The sequence below is a fragment of the Pseudomonas sp. Irchel s3a10 genome (assembly GCF_900187525.1).
Lineage (GTDB): Bacteria > Pseudomonadota > Gammaproteobacteria > Pseudomonadales > Pseudomonadaceae > Aquipseudomonas > Aquipseudomonas koreensis_G.
This window is the reverse complement of the sequence record NZ_FYDR01000007.1, coordinates 1-16,648: the sequence shown is the minus strand read 5'-3', so window position 1 is coordinate 16,648 and position 16,648 is coordinate 1. Positions and strand designations below refer to the sequence as shown.

Sequence of the window (16,648 nt, the reverse complement as noted above, 5' to 3'; positions counted from 1 at the left end):
GGGCATGAAAAAGCCCCTGTCACTTCATCAGTGACAGGGGCTTTTTTATATCTTCTGCAATCAGGACGCGTGGGACTGCAGGTAGTTTTCGAGACCGATCAGCTTGATCAGGCCTAACTGCTTCTCTAGCCAGTAGGTGTGATCTTCTTCGGTATCGTTGAGCTGAACCCGCAGGATCTCGCGGCTGACGTAATCCTTGTGCTGCTCGCACAGCTCAATGCCTTTGCACAGTGCGGCGCGGACTTTGTACTCGAGACGCAGATCGGCTTCGAGCATCTCCGGCACGGTGGTGCCGACATCCAGATCATCCGGACGCATACGCGGAGTGCCTTCAAGCATAAGGATCCGACGCATCAGTGCATCGGCGTGGCCGGCTTCTTCTTCCATCTCGTGGTTGATTCGTTCGTAGAGCTTGGTGAAACCCCAGTCCTCATACATCCGCGAGTGAACAAAATATTGGTCACGCGCGGCCAGTTCGCCGGTCAGCAACGTGTTGAGGTAATCGATTACGTCTGGGTGGCCTTGCATCGCCCTACATCTCCCTGCTTGAAAGTCTGTAGTTTGAACCAAGCTGACCAGAAGGTCACCCCGTTTCGCGCAATAAAAGCGAAGATATTCTGAGAAAAGCGGCCTAAATAACGCAAAAACCGCCCTAATGAGGGCGGTTCTGCTTCTCGTTTAGACTTCGTTAAGCTGTACGTCGAGCAGCTTTGCGATTGCTTCTCCATACGCCGGATCGGCCTTGTAGAAATGCTGCAACTGACGATCAACCACATCAGGTGAAACACCGCTCATGGCGCCAGCGATATTGCTGACCAGCAAGGCTTTCTGCTCATCGCTCATCAGACGGAACAGCGCACCGGCGTGGCTGTAGTAATCGGTGTCTTCGCGATGATCGTAACGGTCAGCAGCACCGCTCAAGGCCAGCGCAGGCTCGGCGTAGTGCGGCGCTTGCTTCGGCGATTCGATGTAGCTGTTCGGTTCGTAGTTAGGTGCTGCACCACCATTGCTGCCGAAAGCCATCGAACCGTCGCGCTGGTAAGTGTTCACCGGGCTGCGTGGAGCGTTCACCGGCAATTGCTGGTGGTTGGTGCCAACACGGTAGCGGTGCGCATCCGCATAGGCGAAAACCCGGCCTTGCAGCATGCGATCCGGCGACAGACCAACACCAGGCACCATGTTGCTCGGACCGAACGCCGCTTGCTCAACTTCAGCAAAGTAGTTCAGCGGGTTGCGGTTCAACTCCAGCTCACCGACCTCGATCAGCGGGAACTCCTTCTGCGACCAGGTCTTGGTCACATCGAACGGATTTTCGTAATGCGCTGCGGCTTGCGCCTCGGTCATGATCTGAATGCACACACGCCATTTCGGGAAGTCGCCACGCTCAATCGCCTCGAACAGGTCGCGCTGGGCGTAATCCGGATCGGTACCCGCCAGGCGCGCAGCATCGGACGGTGCCAGGTTCTTGATGCCCTGCTTGGTTTTGTAGTGCCACTTCACCCAGTGACGCTCACCTTTGGCATTGATCAGACTGTAGGTGTGGCTGCCGAAGCCGTGCATGTGTCGGTAGCCATCGGGAATGCCGCGATCCGAAAACAGAATGGTCACCTGGTGCAGTGCTTCCGGCGAATGCGACCAGAAGTCCCACATCATCTGGGCGCTTTTCAGGTTGCTCTGCGGCAGACGTTTCTGGGTGTGGATAAAGTCGGGAAACTTCAGCGGATCACGGATGAAGAACACAGGAGTGTTGTTACCAACGATGTCCCAGTTGCCTTCCTCGGTGTAGAACTTCAGAGCGAAACCACGTGGATCACGTTCGGTGTCAGCCGAGCCACGTTCGCCGCCTACAGTGGAGAAGCGCAGGAACGTCGGGGTTTGTTTGCCGACGGCCTCAAACAGTTTGGCGCTGGTGTACTCGGTGATATCGCGGGTCACGGTGAACGTACCGTAAGCACCCGAGCCTTTGGCGTGCACACGGCGCTCAGGAATGTTTTCACGGTTGAAATGGGCAAGCTTCTCGATCAGATGAAAATCGTCGAGCAACAGCGGCCCACGAGGACCGGCGGAGCGAGAATTCTGGTTATCGGCGACAGGTGCGCCACTGGCGGTCGTAAGCGTTTTGATCTGGCTCATACGGTCTTCTTCCTCTGTCAGTCTTGAAACTGCCGGCTAATCGGCTTGCTGGGAAGTATTGATCATCGATGTTACATCTACAAATTCATTAACTTGTAGTCACCGATAGATAATTACTAATTATGCTTCCCGGCACATAGTGACAACAGAACAATGTCAGAAGCTTGTACGAACAGCGCATTTCTTGCGGGCACAAAAAACCGGGCACTAGGCCCGGTTTTTCGTTTCAGACTGACGTCTTACTCGGCGGATACAGCTTCGCCAGCAGTAGCACGATCAACCAACTCGACGTACGCCATAGGCGCGTTGTCGCCAGCGCGGAAACCGCACTTGAGGATGCGCAGGTAGCCACCCTCACGGGTAGCGTAACGCTTGCCCAGGTCGTTGAAGAGCTTACCAACGATAGCTTTCGAACGAGTACGGTCGAAAGCCAGACGGCGGTTAGCCAGGCTGTCTGTCTTGGCCAGAGTGATCAGCGGCTCGGCAACGCGGCGCAGTTCTTTGGCTTTTGGCAGAGTAGTCTTGATCAGCTCGTGCTCGAACAACGACACCGCCATGTTCTGGAACATGGCCTTGCGGTGCGAGCTGGTGCGGCTCAGGTGACGCCCACTTTTACGATGACGCATGGTTCATTCCTTACCAAACACTACGTTCGGTGATTACGACGATCAGGCAGTCGCCTTGTCGTCCTTCTTAAGACTTGCAGGCGGCCAGTTGTCGAGGCGCATGCCGAGGGACAGACCGCGGGAGGCCAGAACGTCCTTGATTTCAGTCAAGGATTTCTTGCCCAGGTTCGGAGTCTTCAACAGCTCTACTTCGGTACGCTGAATCAGGTCGCCGATGTAGTAGATGTTTTCCGCCTTAAGGCAGTTAGCCGAACGTACAGTCAGTTCCAGATCGTCAACCGGGCGAAGCAGGATCGGATCGATCTCGTCTTCCTGCTCGACAACCACTGGCTCACTGTCACCTTTGAGGTCGACGAACGCAGCCAACTGCTGTTGCAGGATGGTTGCAGCGCGGCGGATAGCCTCTTCAGGATCCAGGGTACCGTTGGTTTCCAGATCAATAACCAGCTTGTCCAGGTTGGTACGCTGCTCGACACGGGCGTTTTCCACCACGTATGCGATACGGCGAACCGGGCTGAACGAAGAGTCGAGCTGCAAGCGACCAATGCTGCGGCTTTCGTCTTCATCGCTCTGACGCGAGTCGGCTGGTTCATAACCACGACCACGAGCTACGGTGAGCTTCATGTTCAGGGCGCCGTTAGACGCCAGGTTAGCGATTACGTGATCGGGGTTAACGATCTCGACATCATGATCCAGCTGAATATCGGCAGCGGTAACCACCCCCGAACCCTTCTTCGACAAGGTCAGCGTAACTTCGTCACGACCGTGCAGCTTGATGGCCAGACCTTTAAGGTTCAACAGGATTTCAATTACGTCTTCCTGTACACCTTCGATGGCGCTGTACTCGTGGAGCACACCGTCAATCTCGGCCTCGACTACTGCGCAGCCGGGCATTGAGGACAACAGGATGCGGCGCAGCGCGTTGCCCAGGGTGTGGCCAAAACCACGCTCGAGAGGCTCGAGAGTGATCTTGGCGCGGGTTGGACTGACAACCTGCACATCAATGTGGCGGGGTGTCAGGAACTCATTTACCGAAATCTGCATGGATGCACCTATTTTCTAGCCCTTACTTGGAGTAGAGCTCGACAATCAGGCTTTCGTTGATGTCGGCGGACAGATCACTGCGAGCAGGAACGTTCTTGAAAACGCCCGACTTCTTCTCAGTGTCTACTTCTACCCATTCTACGCGGCCACGTTGGGCACACAGATCGAGAGCTTGGACAATGCGAAGTTGGTTTTTTGCTTTCTCGCGAACTGCGACCACGTCACCAGCACGAACCTGATACGACGGAACGTTTACGGTCTGACCGTTAACGCTGATCGACTTGTGCGATACCAGCTGACGGGATTCGGCACGAGTCGAACCAAAGCCCATACGGTATACAACGTTGTCCAGACGGCATTCGAGCAGTTGCAGCAGGTTTTCACCGGTTGCACCTTTCTTGCCAGCAGCTTCTTTGTAGTAGCCGCTGAACTGACGCTCGAGAACGCCGTAGATACGACGGACCTTCTGCTTTTCACGCAGTTGGGTGCCGTAATCGGACTGGCGACCGCGGCGTTGGCCGTGGATACCAGGTGCTGCTTCAATGTTGCACTTCGATTCGATCGCGCGCACGCCGCTCTTCAGGAAGAGATCGGTGCCTTCGCGACGAGCGAGTTTGCATTTTGGACCAATGTAACGAGCCATTCTTTACAATCTCCTGGATTACACGCGGCGCTTCTTCGGCGGACGGCACCCGTTGTGCGGGATTGGCGTCACGTCGGTGATGCTGGCGATCTTGTAGCCACAGCCGTTCAAAGCGCGGACTGCGGATTCACGACCTGGACCTGGACCCTTGACGTTAACGTCGAGGTTTTTCAGGCCGTATTCCAGCGCAGCTTGACCAGCACGCTCAGCAGCTACTTGAGCAGCGAACGGGGTGGACTTGCGGGAACCGCGGAAACCCGAACCACCGGAGGTAGCCCAGGAAAGAGCGTTACCTTGACGGTCGGTAATGGTCACGATGGTGTTGTTAAAAGAAGCATGGATGTGGGCGATGCCATCAACCACTGTCTTTTTAACTTTTTTACGAGGACGAGCAGCAGGTTTTGCCATGATTAAATTCCTGTCGATTCGCTGGGGCGATTACTTGCGGATCGGCTTACGCGGACCTTTACGGGTACGCGCGTTGGTCTTGGTACGCTGACCGCGCACTGGAAGACCGCGACGATGACGCAGACCGCGATAGCAACCGAGGTCCATCAAGCGCTTGATTTTCATGTTGATTTCGCGACGCAGGTCACCTTCAGTGGTGAACTTCGCCACTTCGCCACGCAGCTGTTCAATTTGCTCGTCGCTCAGATCTTTGATCTTTGCTGCTGGGTTTACCCCAGTGTCTGCACAGATTTTCTGCGCAGTAGTGCGACCGACACCATAGATGTAGGTCAGCGAGATAACAGTATGCTTGTTATCTGGAATGTTAACGCCTGCAATACGGGCCATTCAGTGGGACTCCAATTGACAGCTACCTACGCCCCGGAAGCCAAGAAATAGGGCGCGAGATAATATCGCTGTAATAACAAATAATCAACCCGGCAGCGCACTAGCTGCCGGGCTTGAAGCACAATCACACTCAGCCTTGGCGCTGTTTGTGACGCGGTTCCGCGCTGCAAATTACTCGAACAACACCTTCGCGGCGAATAATCTTGCAGTTACGGCACAGCTTTTTCACCGATGCACGAACTTTCATCACCAACTCCTCGAACCTTATGGGTACTCAGCGCAACATGCCGCTGCCGTAACCCTTCAGGTTGGCTTTCTTCATCAGGGATTCGTACTGGTGCGAAACGAGGTGCGATTGTACTTGGGACATGAAGTCCATCACAACCACGACCACGATCAGCAACGAGGTCCCGCCAAGGTAGAACGGAACGTTGGCTGCAACCACCAGGAACTGGGGCAACAGGCACACGGCCGTCATGTAAAGAGCACCGAACATGGTCAAGCGAGTCAAAACGCCATCAATATAGCGTGCAGACTGCTCACCTGGACGGATGCCCGGAATAAAGGCACCGGACTTCTTCAGGTTTTCCGCTACGTCTTTCGGATTGAACATCAACGCCGTATAGAAGAAGCAGAAGAAAATAATCCCTGCACTAAACAGCAGAATATTCAACGGCTGACCAGGAGCGATCGACTGCGAGATGTCCTGCAACCAGCCCATACCTTCAGACTGACCAAACCAGGCACCCAACGAAGCCGGGAACAGCAAAATGCTGCTCGCGAAAATAGCCGGAATAACACCGGCCATGTTCACCTTCAGCGGCAAGTGGCTTGTCTGCGCAGCAAAAACCTTGCGGCCCTGCTGACGCTTGGCGTAGTGAACAGCGATACGACGCTGGCCACGCTCAATGAACACCACGAAACCGATAATCGCTACTGCCAGCAAACCGATGGCAACCAAGGCGAAAATATTGATATCACCCTGACGCGCAGACTCGAAAGACTGCCCGATTGCTCTCGGAAGACCGGCGACGATACCCGAAAAAATCAACATCGAGATACCGTTGCCTACACCACGCTCAGTAATCTGCTCACCCAGCCACATCATGAACATCGCGCCAGCCACAAAAGTGGATACCGCGACGAAATGGAAGCCAAAGTCACCAGTGAACGCAACGCCCTGCCCCGCCAGACCAATGGACATGCCAATAGCCTGAACGAGAGCGAGGACGACGGTGCCGTAGCGGGTGTACTGGCTGATCTTGCGACGGCCAGCTTCACCTTCCTTCTTCAACTGCTCCAGCTGCGGGCTGACGGCGGTCATCAGTTGCATGATGATCGATGCCGAAATGTACGGCATGATCCCCAATGCAAAGATGCTCATCCGTTCCAGCGCCCCGCCGGAGAACATGTTGAACAAGCTAAGAATGGTCCCCTCATTCTGTCGAAACAGGTCTGCGAGTCGGTCCGGGTTGATACCTGGAACCGGGATGTGTGCGCCTATTCGGTAGACGATAATCGCCAGGAACAGAAAACGCAGACGAGCCCAGAGTTCAGACATACCGCCTTTGCCGAGCGCAGAGAGAGCACCTTGCTTAGCCATTTATTCCTCGAACTTGCCGCCAGCTGCTTCGATAGCCGCACGCGCACCTTTGGTGGCGCCGATTCCCTTGCCGATAGTGACAGCGCGAGTCACTTCACCGGACAGCATGATTTTCACACGCTGTACGTTGACGTTGATCACGTTGGCATCTTTCAGGGACTGCACGGTGACGATGTCGCCTTCCACTTTAGCCAGCTCGGACAGACGCACTTCTGCGCGGTCCATGGCTTTCAGGGAAACGAAACCGAACTTCGGCAGGCGACGATGCAGCGGCTGTTGACCGCCTTCAAAGCCTGGAGCAATAGTGCCACCGGAGCGGGAGGTTTGACCTTTGTGACCACGGCCACCAGTCTTACCCAAACCGCTACCGATACCACGGCCCGGACGATGCTTTTCGCGACGGGAACCCGGCGCTGGACTCAGATCATTGAGTTTCATCGATTAACCCTCGACACGCAGCATGTAGTAAGCCTTGTTGATCATCCCGCGATTCTCGGGAGTATCCTGGACTTCTACAGTGTGACCGATGCGACGCAGACCCAGACCCTTAACACACAGTTTGTGGTTAGGGATGCGGCCGGTCATGCTTTTGATCAGCGTAACTTTAACGGTAGCCATGATCAGAAGATCTCCTTGACAGTCAGGCCACGCTTGGCAGCGATGGACTCAGGAGATTGCATGGCTTTCAGACCTTTGAAAGTGGCGTGAACCACGTTTACCGGGTTAGTCGAGCCGTAGCACTTGGCCAGAACGTTCTGAACGCCAGCAACTTCGAGGACAGCACGCATAGCGCCGCCAGCGATGATACCGGTACCTTCAGAAGCAGGCTGCATGTACACCTTCGAAGCGCCGTGAGCGGACTTCATTGCGTACTGCAGGGTAGTGCCGTTCAGGTCAACTTGAATCATGTTGCGGCGAGCAGCTTCCATTGCCTTCTGGATCGCAGCAGGCACTTCACGCGACTTGCCACGGCCGAAGCCAACACGCCCTTTACCATCACCAACCACGGTCAACGCGGTGAAAGTGAAGATACGGCCGCCTTTAACGGTTTTGGCTACGCGGTTAACTTGAACCAGCTTCTCAATGTAGCCTTCGTCGCGCTTTTGGTCGTTATTTGACATAACTTAGAACTCCAGCCCAGCTTCACGAGCAGCATCAGCCAGCGCTTTAACGCGGCCATGGTACTTGAAGCCAGAGCGGTCGAAAGCCACTTGCGAGACGCCAGCGGCCTTAGCACGCGTAGCGACCAGCTGGCCAACCTTTGTGGCCGCGTCGATGTTGCCAGTGGCGCCATCACGCAGTTCTTTATCCAAAGTCGAGGCGCTTGCCAGGACTTTGTTGCCGTCGGCCGAGATGACCTGGGCGTAGATGTGCTGCGACGAGCGGAACACGCAGAGACGCACGACTTCGAGTTCGTGCATTTTCAGGCGTGCTTTGCGAGCGCGACGCAGTCGAGTAACTTTTTTGTCGGTCATTTGCTATGCCCTACTTCTTCTTGGCTTCTTTACGACGGACGACTTCGTCCGCGTAGCGCACACCTTTGCCTTTGTACGGCTCTGGTGGACGGAAGTCGCGGATCTCAGCGGCCACTTGACCTACCAGCTGTTTATCGATGCCCTTGATCAGGATATCGGTCTGGCTAGGAGTCTCAGCGGTGATGCCTTGCGGCAGTTCGTAATCCACTGGGTGCGAGAAGCCAAGAGCCAGGTTCAGCACCTGACCTTTTGCTTGCGCCTTGTAACCAACACCGACCAGCTGGAGCTTACGCTCGAAGCCTTGGCTTACGCCTTGGACCATGTTGTTTACCAACGCACGCGTGGTACCGGCCATTGCGCGAGTCTGTTGATCGCCATTGCGAGCAGCGAAACGCAGCTCACCAGCTTCCTCAACGATCTCAACGGACGAATGGATGTTCAGTTCAAGAGTACCCTTGGCACCCTTCACCGAAAGCTGTTGGCCTGCGAATTTTACTTCGACACCGGCTGGCAGCTTAACGGGGTTCTTAGCGACGCGAGACATGCTTATCCCCCCTTAGAACACAGTGCAAAGAACTTCGCCGCCGACACCGGCAGCGCGCGCAGCACGATCCGTCATCACACCTTTGTTGGTGGAGACGATAGACACGCCAAGACCGCCACGAACTTTCGGCAGATCTTCAACGGACTTGTACTGACGCAGGCCTGGACGACTAACGCGCTTCACTTCCTCGATGACCGGACGGCCTTCGAAGTATTTCAGCGAGATGGACAACGACGGCTTAGCGTCGGTGGTGATCTGAAAATCCGCGATGTAACCTTCGTCCTTCAGGACTTTTGCTACAGCCACCTTCAACGTGGAAGACGGCATGCTTACGACAGACTTTTCAGCCATCTGGGCATTACGGATTCGAGTTAGCATGTCCGCTAACGGGTCCTGCATACTCATGGGCTAGACGCTCCTAATACAGAAAAATTAGCCTTGCGGCTACTACATGTCGCCGAGAAACTCCGGGCATGAAAAACACGGGCTCAGGCGAGCCGGTCATTCTAGACACACCCCAGAAATGAATCAAGCCCCAAAAGGGGCTTGATTCAGATTCAAGGCCACCGATGGTCAGGTTCTTGCGACCCCGACCATCAAGGCTTTGACAGCGATTACCAGCTGGCTTTAACCAGACCTGGAACGTCACCACGCATTGCCGCTTCACGCAGTTTGTTACGGCCCAGGCCGAACTTGCGGTAAACGCCGTGCGGACGACCAGTCAGGCGGCAACGGTTACGCATGCGCGAAGCGCTTGCGTCACGTGGTTGCTTCTGCAGAGCTACGGTAGCTTCCCAACGCGCTTCTGGACTTGCGTTCAGATCAACGATGATAGCTTTCAGCGCTGCACGCTTGGTGGCGTACTTGGCAACAGTAAGCTGACGCTTCAGCTCACGGTTTTTCATGCTCTTCTTGGCCATTTTCCTACTCCAATCAGTTGCGGAACGGGAATTTGAAAGCACGCAGCAGAGCGCGGCCTTCATCATCGTTCTTGGCAGTGGTGGTCAGGGTAATGTCCAGACCGCGGAGAGCATCGATCTTGTCGTAGTCGATTTCCGGGAAAATGATCTGCTCTTTCACGCCCATGCTGTAGTTGCCACGACCATCAAAGGACTTGGCATTCAGGCCGCGGAAGTCGCGAACCCGAGGCAGGGAGATCGACAGCAGACGATCCAGGAACTCGTACATACGCTCACGGCGCAGAGTCACTTTGACGCCGATCGGCCATCCTTCACGGACTTTAAAGCCAGCGATGGATTTACGAGCGTAGGTCACAACGACTTTTTGGCCGGTGATCTTTTCCAGGTCAGCAACAGCGTGCTCGATGACTTTTTTGTCGCCGATCGCTTCGCCCAGACCCATGTTCAGGGTGATTTTGGTAACGCGCGGAACTTCCATCACGTTCGAAAGCTTAAGTTCTTCCTTAAGTTTCGGAGCGATTTCCTTCCGGTAAATCTCTTTTAGTCGTGCCATGGTCTTCTACCTAGCAGTGTTCAAGCATCAACCGCTTTTTGGGTCGACTTGAAGACACGAATTTTCTTACCGTCTTCTACTTTGAAACCAACGCGGTCAGCCTTGTTGGTTTCGCCGTTGAAGATGGCGACGTTGGAAGCGTGCAGTGGCGCTTCTTTCTCGACGATACCGCCCTGTACGCCCGACATCGGGTTAGGCTTGGTATGACGCTTGACCAGGTTCAGACCACCAACAACCAGACGGTTGTCAGCAAGAACCTTCAGCACCTTACCGCGCTTACCTTTGTCTTTGCCGGCGATCACGATGATCTCGTCGTCACGACGAATCTTTTGCATGTCGGATCTCCTTACAGCACTTCTGGGGCGAGCGAGACGATCTTCATGAACTTCTCAGTACGAAGTTCACGGGTCACTGGCCCAAAGATACGGGTGCCGATCGGCTCTTGCTTGTTGTTCAGAAGAACAGCAGCGTTGCCATCAAAGCGGATAATGGAGCCATCAGCACGACGTACGCCGTGACGAGTGCGGACTACAACAGCAGTCATCACTTGGCCTTTTTTCACTTTACCGCGAGGAATTGCTTCCTTCACGGTAACTTTGATGATGTCACCGATACCAGCGTAACGACGATGGGAGCCACCCAGCACCTTGATGCACATAACGCGGCGAGCGCCGCTGTTATCGGCCACATCGAGCATGGATTGAGTCTGAATCATATAATTTCTCCGACCCCTAGCCCTTAGACTTCCACAGCGCGTTCGAGAACATCAACCAGCGCCCAAGACTTGGTCTTGGCCATCGGACGAGTTTCACGAATAGTGACTTTGTCGCCGATGTGGCACTGATTGGTTTCGTCGTGCGCGTGCAGCTTAGTCGAACGCTTAACGTATTTACCGTAGATCGGGTGCTTAACGCGACGCTCGATCAGAACGGTGATGGTTTTGTCCATCTTGTCGCTGACAACACGGCCAGTCAGCGTACGGACAGTTTTTTCGGCTTCAGCCATGATCACTTACCTGCCTGCTGGTTGAGCACAGTCTTCACGCGAGCGATGTCACGCTTAACTTGCGAGAGCAGATGAGACTGCCCCAACTGGCCAGTTGCTTTCTGCATGCGCAGATTGAACTGGTCGCGCAGCAAGCCGAGCAGTTGCTCGTTCAGCTGCTGTGCGGATTTTTCACGAAGTTCATTCGCTTTCATCACATCACCGTCCGTTTAACAAAGGAGGTGGCGAGCGGCAGCTTTGCAGCAGCCAGGGCGAAAGCCTCACGCGCCAGCTCTTCAGAAACACCCTCGATTTCATACAGGACTTTGCCTGGCTGAATCTGGGCAACCCAGTACTCCACGTTACCCTTACCTTTACCCATACGAACCTCGAGAGGCTTTTTGGAGATCGGCTTGTCCGGGAATACACGGATCCAGATCTTGCCGCCACGTTTTACGTGACGGGTCAGAGCACGACGTGCTGACTCGATCTGACGAGCGGTGAGACGACCACGAGCAACAGACTTCAGCGCGAACTCGCCGAAGCTGACTTTGCTACCGCGCAGTGCCAGACCACGGTTGTGGCCGGTCATCTGCTTGCGGAACTTCGTACGCTTTGGTTGCAACATTTGGCGTACCCCTTACTTAGCAGCTTTTTTACGAGGCGCTGGTGCTTGTGGCTTCAGCTCTTCTTGGCGACCACCAATTACTTCGCCTTTGAAGATCCAAACCTTTACACCGATCACACCGTAAGTGGTGTGAGCTTCGTAGTTGGCATAGTCGATGTCGGCACGCAGGGTGTGCAGTGGCACACGTCCTTCGCGATACCATTCAGTACGTGCGATTTCAGCACCGCCGAGACGACCGCTCACTTGGATTTTGATGCCTTTGGCACCAATGCGCATGGCGTTCTGTACTGCGCGCTTCATCGCGCGACGGAACATTACACGACGCTCCAGCTGCTGAGCTACGCTCTGCGCAACCAGCATACCGTCGAGCTCCGGCTTGCGGATCTCTTCGATATTGATGTGCACAGGCACACCCATTTGCTTGGTCAGGTCCTGACGCAGCTTCTCAACATCTTCACCTTTCTTCCCGATAACGATACCTGGACGAGCGGTGTGGATGGTGATGCGTGCAGTTTGGGCCGGACGATGGATATCGATACGGCTTACGGACGCGCTTTTTAGTTTGTCTTGGAGATACTCACGCACTTTCAGATCTGCGAACAAGTAGTCCGCATAAGTCCGACCGTCTGCGTACCAGACGGAGGTGTGCTCCTTGACGATTCCCAGGCGAATGCCAATGGGATGTACTTTCTGACCCATCTCTTCGACTCCGTTACTTGTCAGCAACCTTGACAGTGATATGGCAAGACCGCTTGACGATGCGATCAGCACGGCCTTTGGCACGTGGCATGATGCGCTTCAGCGAACGCCCTTCGTTGACGAAAACGGTGCTGACCTTCAGGTCATCAACGTCTGCGCCTTCGTTATGCTCGGCGTTGGCTACGGCCGACTCCAGCACTTTCTTCATGATCTCGGCGGCTTTCTTACTGCTGAAAGCCAACAGGTTGAGCGCTTCGCCCACCTTCTTCCCGCGGATCTGGTCGGCGACCAAGCGGGCTTTCTGGGCGGAGATTCGAGCGCCCGACAACTTAGCGGCTACTTCCATTTCCTTACCCCTTAACGCTTGGCTTTCTTGTCAGCCACGTGCCCACGATAAGTGCGGGTACCGGCGAACTCGCCCAGTTTATGGCCAACCATGTCTTCGTTCACGAGAACTGGGACGTGCTGACGGCCGTTGTGTACTGCGATGGTCAGACCGACCATTTGTGGCAGGATCATCGAACGACGCGACCAAGTCTTAATTGGTTTGCGATCGTTCTTTTCCGCCGCCACTTCGATCTTCTTCAGTAGGTGAAGATCAATAAAAGGACCTTTTTTCAGAGAACGTGGCACTGTCGTATCCCTCTATTTACTTGCGACGACGGACGATCATTTTGTCGGTACGCTTATTACCACGAGTCTTCGCGCCCTTAGTCGGGAAGCCCCATGGCGATACCGGATGACGACCACCAGAGGTACGACCTTCACCACCACCATGTGGGTGGTCAACCGGGTTCATGGCAACACCACGAACGGTTGGGCGAACGCCACGCCAGCGTTTGGCACCAGCTTTACCCAGCGAACGCAGGCTATGCTCGGAGTTCGAGACTTCGCCCAGGGTCGCACGGCATTCAGCCAGGACTTTACGCATTTCACCGGAACGCAGACGCAGGGTAACGTACACGCCTTCACGAGCGATCAGCTGAGCCGAAGCACCAGCAGAACGAGCGATCTGTGCGCCTTTACCTGGCTTCAGTTCGATGCCGTGTACGGTAGAACCGACTGGAATGTTGCGCAGTTGCAGAGCGTTGCCTGGCTTGATTGGAGCCAGAGCGCCTGCGATCAGCTGGTCGCCAGCACTCACGCCTTTAGGGGCGATGATGTAGCGACGCTCGCCGTCTGCGTAGCAGAGCAGTGCGATGTGAGCAGTACGGTTTGGATCGTATTCGATACGCTCGACAGTGGCGACGATGCCATCTTTGTCGTTGCGACGGAAATCGACCATACGGTAATGCTGCTTATGACCACCACCGATGTGACGAGTGGTAATACGGCCATTGTTGTTACGACCACCAGTCTTCGATTTTTTCTCGAGCAGCGGTGCGTGAGGAGCGCCTTTATGCAGCTCCTGGTTGACCACCTTGACCACAAAACGGCGGCCAGGGGAAGTCGGTTTGCATTTAACGATTGCCATGATGCACCCCTTCCTTACTCAGCACTGCTGCTGAAATCGAGATCTTGGCCTGGCTGAAGGGAGATAACTGCCTTCTTCCAGTCATTACGCTTGCCCAGACCGCGAGCAGTGCGCTTGCTCTTACCCAGAACGTTCAGGGTAGTGACGCGCTCTACTTTCACGCTGAACAGGCTTTCGACGGCCTTCTTGATTTCCAGCTTGGTTGCATCAGTAGCAACCTTGAAAACGAACTGGCCTTTCTTGTCTGCCAGAACCGTAGCCTTCTCGGAAACGTGCGGGCCAAGCAGAACTTTAAATACGCGTTCCTGGTTCATCCCAGCAGCTCCTCGAATTTCTTCACGGCCGACACGGTGATCAACACCTTGTCGTATGCGATCAGACTAACTGGATCGGAACCTTGCACGTCACGTACATCTACGTGTGGCAGGTTACGAGCAGCCAGGTACAGGTTCTGATCAACAGCGTCCGACACGATGAGAACATCGGTCAGGCTCATGTTGTTCAGCTTGCCCAGCAGATCTTTGGTTTTCGGAGTTTCAACAGCGAAATCCTGAACCACGACCAGACGATCAGTACGCACCAGCTCAGCAAGGATGGAACGCATTGCTGCGCGATACATCTTCTTGTTCAGCTTCTGGGAGTGATCCTGTGGACGAGCTGCGAAAGTGGTACCGCCGCCACGCCAGATTGGGCTACGGATAGTACCGGCACGAGCACGGCCAGTACCTTTCTGACGCCATGGGCGCTTGCCGCCACCACGAACGTCGGAACGGGTCTTTTGCTGCTTGCTACCTTGACGGCCGCCGGCCATGTAGGCCACGACTGCTTGGTGAACCAGCGTCTCGTTGAACTCGCCGCCAAATGTCAGTTCGGAAACTTCGATCGCTTGAGCGTCATTTACATTTAATTGCATGTCAGCTTCCCCTTAACCGCGAGCCTTGGCTGCTGGACGTACAACCAGGTTGCCGCCAGTAGCGCCAGGAACAGCGCCCTTGACCAACAACAGATTGCGTTCAGCGTCCACGCGCACTACTTCCAGGGACTGCACGGTCACGCGCTCAGCGCCCATATGACCGGACATTTTTTTGCCCTTGAATACACGACCAGGAGTCTGGCACTGGCCGATAGAGCCTGGGACGCGGTGGGATACGGAGTTACCGTGGGTGTTATCTTGCCCGCGGAAATTCCAACGCTTGATCGTACCCTGGAAGCCTTTACCCTTGGACTGACCGGTTACATCAACCAGTTGACCAGCGGCGAAGATTTCAGCGTTGATCAGATCGCCAGCCTGGTACTCGCCTTCTTCAAGACGGAATTCCATGGTGGTGCGACCAGCGGCTACGTTCGCCTTGGCGAAGTGACCAGCTTGAGCTGCTGTTACACGCGAAGCACGACGCTCGCCGACAGTGACTTGCACTGCACGATAGCCATCGGTCTCTTCAGTTTTGAACTGGGTGACGCGATTCGGCTCGATCTCAATGACCGTGACCGGAATGGAGACACCTTCTTCGGTGAAAATACGGGTCATACCGCATTTACGACCGACTACACCAATAGTCATGTTGTAAACCTCATGAGTGTACGGGGCTTTCACCCGCTATGGCCGCCCATTTCAGAGCGTTACACGACCAAGACCGAGTCTTAGCCGAGGCTGATCTGCACTTCCACACCGGCCGCAAGATCAAGCTTCATAAGAGCATCAACGGTTTTATCCGTTGGCTGGACGATGTCCAGAACGCGCTTATGAGTGCGGATTTCGTACTGGTCACGCGCGTCTTTGTTGACGTGCGGGGAAACCAGAACGGTGAACCGCTCTTTACGGGTAGGCAGTGGAATTGGACCACGCACTTGAGCACCAGTACGTTTCGCGGTTTCCACGATTTCCTGGGTTGATTGGTCGATCAGGCGATGGTCGAAAGCCTTCAACCTGATACGGATTTGCTGATTTTGCATTGGATTTCAGACTCCGGCTGCTATTCCCACCGGGCGCAATACGCCCGTTAAAAGGAGGCGCAATTCTATAGACGCCCCAGATAGGTGTCAACCCAATAAAAAAGCCCCCGCTGAGCGGGGGCTTTTTCACTTCATCAAGCAGACTCTATAAAAGAGAATTACTCGATGATTTTGGCTACGACGCCAGCGCCGACGGTACGACCGCCTTCACGGATAGCGAAACGCAGACCGTCTTCCATCGCGATGGTTTTGATCAGGGTAACAGTCATCTGAATGTTGTCACCTGGCATTACCATTTCAACGCCTTCTGGCAGCTCGCAGTTACCAGTCACGTCAGTAGTACGGAAGTAGAACTGTGGACGGTAGCCTTTGAAGAACGGAGTGTGACGACCGCCTTCTTCCTTGCTCAGAACGTAAACTTCTGCGGTGAACTTGGTGTGCGGCTTAACCGAACCTGGCTTAACCAGAACCTGACCACGCTCAACGTCGTCACGCTTGGTACCACGCAGCAGAACGCCGCAGTTCTCGCCAGCACGACCTTCGTCGAGCAGCTTGCGGAACATCTCAACACCGG

The 16,648-nt window shown here is 54.8% G+C and carries 31 protein-coding genes; all 31 read right to left on the bottom strand.

The annotated features are described in order from the left end of the window. Window positions 1-60: 60 nt before the first annotated feature. Entirely contained in the window at window positions 61-528 is a 468-nt protein-coding gene (gene bfr / locus CKW11_RS20385; protein WP_016983567.1) for a bacterioferritin, read from the bottom strand. Window positions 529-678: 150 nt separating this feature from the next. After that, window positions 679-2,133: a catalase gene (locus tag CKW11_RS20380; RefSeq protein ID WP_095139058.1), complete on the bottom strand. Its 1,455-nt coding sequence runs from the start codon at window positions 2,131-2,133 to the stop codon at window positions 679-681. A gap of 239 nt (window positions 2,134-2,372) precedes the next feature. Beyond that, complete coding sequence (gene rplQ / locus CKW11_RS20375; protein ID WP_003176402.1) at window positions 2,373-2,759, bottom strand: 50S ribosomal protein L17; 387 nt, start codon at window positions 2,757-2,759, stop codon at window positions 2,373-2,375. Between the two features lie 42 nt (window positions 2,760-2,801). Next, window positions 2,802-3,803: a DNA-directed RNA polymerase subunit alpha gene (rpoA, locus tag CKW11_RS20370; protein ID WP_003186012.1), complete on the bottom strand. Its 1,002-nt coding sequence runs from the start codon at window positions 3,801-3,803 to the stop codon at window positions 2,802-2,804. A gap of 22 nt (window positions 3,804-3,825) precedes the next feature. Further along, window positions 3,826-4,446 (bottom strand): 30S ribosomal protein S4, encoded by a 621-nt coding sequence (gene rpsD / locus CKW11_RS20365; RefSeq protein WP_003176404.1) that lies wholly within the window; start codon window positions 4,444-4,446, stop codon window positions 3,826-3,828. Between the two features lie 18 nt (window positions 4,447-4,464). Continuing rightward, complete coding sequence (gene rpsK / locus CKW11_RS20360; RefSeq protein WP_002555466.1) at window positions 4,465-4,854, bottom strand: 30S ribosomal protein S11; 390 nt, start codon at window positions 4,852-4,854, stop codon at window positions 4,465-4,467. A 30-nt stretch (window positions 4,855-4,884) separates the two neighbouring features. Next, window positions 4,885-5,241 (bottom strand): 30S ribosomal protein S13, encoded by a 357-nt coding sequence (gene rpsM / locus CKW11_RS20355; protein ID WP_008374135.1) that lies wholly within the window; start codon window positions 5,239-5,241, stop codon window positions 4,885-4,887. A gap of 130 nt (window positions 5,242-5,371) precedes the next feature. Continuing rightward, on the bottom strand, window positions 5,372-5,488 hold the full coding sequence (rpmJ, locus tag CKW11_RS20350; protein ID WP_002555468.1) for a 50S ribosomal protein L36: 117 nt from the start codon (window positions 5,486-5,488) through the stop codon (window positions 5,372-5,374). Between the two features lie 27 nt (window positions 5,489-5,515). Next, window positions 5,516-6,844, bottom strand: coding sequence for a preprotein translocase subunit SecY (secY, locus tag CKW11_RS20345; RefSeq protein ID WP_003228718.1), 1,329 nt, complete (start codon window positions 6,842-6,844; stop codon window positions 5,516-5,518). Then, window positions 6,845-7,282 carry a 50S ribosomal protein L15 gene (gene rplO / locus CKW11_RS20340; protein WP_003228720.1) on the bottom strand — a complete coding sequence of 146 codons (438 nt, stop codon included), beginning with the start codon at window positions 7,280-7,282 and terminating at the stop codon, window positions 6,845-6,847. A 3-nt stretch (window positions 7,283-7,285) separates the two neighbouring features. Then, a complete protein-coding gene (gene rpmD / locus CKW11_RS20335) occupies window positions 7,286-7,462 on the bottom strand; it encodes a 50S ribosomal protein L30 (RefSeq protein ID WP_003176408.1) in 177 nt (58 codons plus the stop codon). A gap of 2 nt (window positions 7,463-7,464) precedes the next feature. Further along, window positions 7,465-7,965 carry a 30S ribosomal protein S5 gene (gene rpsE, locus CKW11_RS20330; RefSeq protein WP_003176409.1) on the bottom strand — a complete coding sequence of 167 codons (501 nt, stop codon included), beginning with the start codon at window positions 7,963-7,965 and terminating at the stop codon, window positions 7,465-7,467. Between the two features lie 3 nt (window positions 7,966-7,968). Beyond that, on the bottom strand, window positions 7,969-8,319 hold the full coding sequence (rplR, locus tag CKW11_RS20325) for a 50S ribosomal protein L18 (protein ID WP_003186037.1): 351 nt from the start codon (window positions 8,317-8,319) through the stop codon (window positions 7,969-7,971). Between the two features lie 10 nt (window positions 8,320-8,329). Beyond that, the gene (rplF, locus tag CKW11_RS20320; RefSeq protein WP_007966176.1) at window positions 8,330-8,863 is read right to left on the bottom strand and encodes a 50S ribosomal protein L6; all 534 of its coding nucleotides are present in this window, start codon (window positions 8,861-8,863) and stop codon (window positions 8,330-8,332) included. A gap of 12 nt (window positions 8,864-8,875) precedes the next feature. Then, window positions 8,876-9,268, bottom strand: a complete 393-nt coding sequence (gene rpsH, locus CKW11_RS20315; RefSeq protein WP_007966178.1) for a 30S ribosomal protein S8 — start codon at window positions 9,266-9,268, stop codon at window positions 8,876-8,878. 209 nt (window positions 9,269-9,477) lie between these two features. Next, window positions 9,478-9,783, bottom strand: coding sequence for a 30S ribosomal protein S14 (gene rpsN / locus CKW11_RS20310; RefSeq protein WP_003228726.1), 306 nt, complete (start codon window positions 9,781-9,783; stop codon window positions 9,478-9,480). Window positions 9,784-9,796: 13 nt separating this feature from the next. After that, complete coding sequence (gene rplE / locus CKW11_RS20305; protein ID WP_003210069.1) at window positions 9,797-10,336, bottom strand: 50S ribosomal protein L5; 540 nt, start codon at window positions 10,334-10,336, stop codon at window positions 9,797-9,799. Between the two features lie 20 nt (window positions 10,337-10,356). After that, window positions 10,357-10,671, bottom strand: coding sequence for a 50S ribosomal protein L24 (gene rplX / locus CKW11_RS20300; protein ID WP_003186046.1), 315 nt, complete (start codon window positions 10,669-10,671; stop codon window positions 10,357-10,359). Window positions 10,672-10,682: 11 nt separating this feature from the next. Then, window positions 10,683-11,051 (bottom strand): 50S ribosomal protein L14, encoded by a 369-nt coding sequence (gene rplN, locus CKW11_RS20295; protein WP_002555479.1) that lies wholly within the window; start codon window positions 11,049-11,051, stop codon window positions 10,683-10,685. 23 nt (window positions 11,052-11,074) lie between these two features. Beyond that, window positions 11,075-11,341, bottom strand: a complete 267-nt coding sequence (gene rpsQ / locus CKW11_RS20290) for a 30S ribosomal protein S17 (RefSeq protein WP_003194644.1) — start codon at window positions 11,339-11,341, stop codon at window positions 11,075-11,077. A 2-nt stretch (window positions 11,342-11,343) separates the two neighbouring features. Then, on the bottom strand, window positions 11,344-11,535 hold the full coding sequence (gene rpmC, locus CKW11_RS20285; RefSeq protein ID WP_002555481.1) for a 50S ribosomal protein L29: 192 nt from the start codon (window positions 11,533-11,535) through the stop codon (window positions 11,344-11,346). After that, complete coding sequence (gene rplP / locus CKW11_RS20280) at window positions 11,535-11,948, bottom strand: 50S ribosomal protein L16 (RefSeq protein ID WP_003228729.1); 414 nt, start codon at window positions 11,946-11,948, stop codon at window positions 11,535-11,537. The genes rpmC and rplP overlap by 1 nt, the downstream gene beginning before the upstream one ends. Window positions 11,949-11,960: 12 nt before the next feature. After that, entirely contained in the window at window positions 11,961-12,647 is a 687-nt protein-coding gene (rpsC, locus tag CKW11_RS20275; protein ID WP_003176422.1) for a 30S ribosomal protein S3, read from the bottom strand. 13 nt (window positions 12,648-12,660) lie between these two features. Beyond that, entirely contained in the window at window positions 12,661-12,993 is a 333-nt protein-coding gene (gene rplV, locus CKW11_RS20270) for a 50S ribosomal protein L22 (RefSeq protein WP_003103908.1), read from the bottom strand. Between the two features lie 11 nt (window positions 12,994-13,004). Continuing rightward, window positions 13,005-13,280, bottom strand: a complete 276-nt coding sequence (gene rpsS / locus CKW11_RS20265; protein ID WP_003228731.1) for a 30S ribosomal protein S19 — start codon at window positions 13,278-13,280, stop codon at window positions 13,005-13,007. Window positions 13,281-13,296: 16 nt separating this feature from the next. Next, window positions 13,297-14,121, bottom strand: coding sequence for a 50S ribosomal protein L2 (gene rplB, locus CKW11_RS20260; protein WP_003228734.1), 825 nt, complete (start codon window positions 14,119-14,121; stop codon window positions 13,297-13,299). 14 nt (window positions 14,122-14,135) lie between these two features. Beyond that, window positions 14,136-14,435, bottom strand: coding sequence for a 50S ribosomal protein L23 (rplW, locus tag CKW11_RS20255; RefSeq protein WP_002555488.1), 300 nt, complete (start codon window positions 14,433-14,435; stop codon window positions 14,136-14,138). Beyond that, window positions 14,432-15,034, bottom strand: a complete 603-nt coding sequence (rplD, locus tag CKW11_RS20250) for a 50S ribosomal protein L4 (protein WP_003228735.1) — start codon at window positions 15,032-15,034, stop codon at window positions 14,432-14,434. Before rplD ends, rplW begins: the two co-directional genes overlap by 4 nt. Before the next feature lie 12 nt (window positions 15,035-15,046). Next, on the bottom strand, window positions 15,047-15,682 hold the full coding sequence (rplC, locus tag CKW11_RS20245; protein ID WP_003228738.1) for a 50S ribosomal protein L3: 636 nt from the start codon (window positions 15,680-15,682) through the stop codon (window positions 15,047-15,049). An 80-nt stretch (window positions 15,683-15,762) separates the two neighbouring features. After that, window positions 15,763-16,074: a 30S ribosomal protein S10 gene (rpsJ, locus tag CKW11_RS20240; RefSeq protein WP_003186070.1), complete on the bottom strand. Its 312-nt coding sequence runs from the start codon at window positions 16,072-16,074 to the stop codon at window positions 15,763-15,765. 158 nt (window positions 16,075-16,232) lie between these two features. Next, window positions 16,233-16,648, bottom strand: a 416-nt coding sequence (locus CKW11_RS20235) for an EF-Tu/IF-2/RF-3 family GTPase (protein WP_095139056.1), incomplete at its 5' end; no start/stop codon positions are given.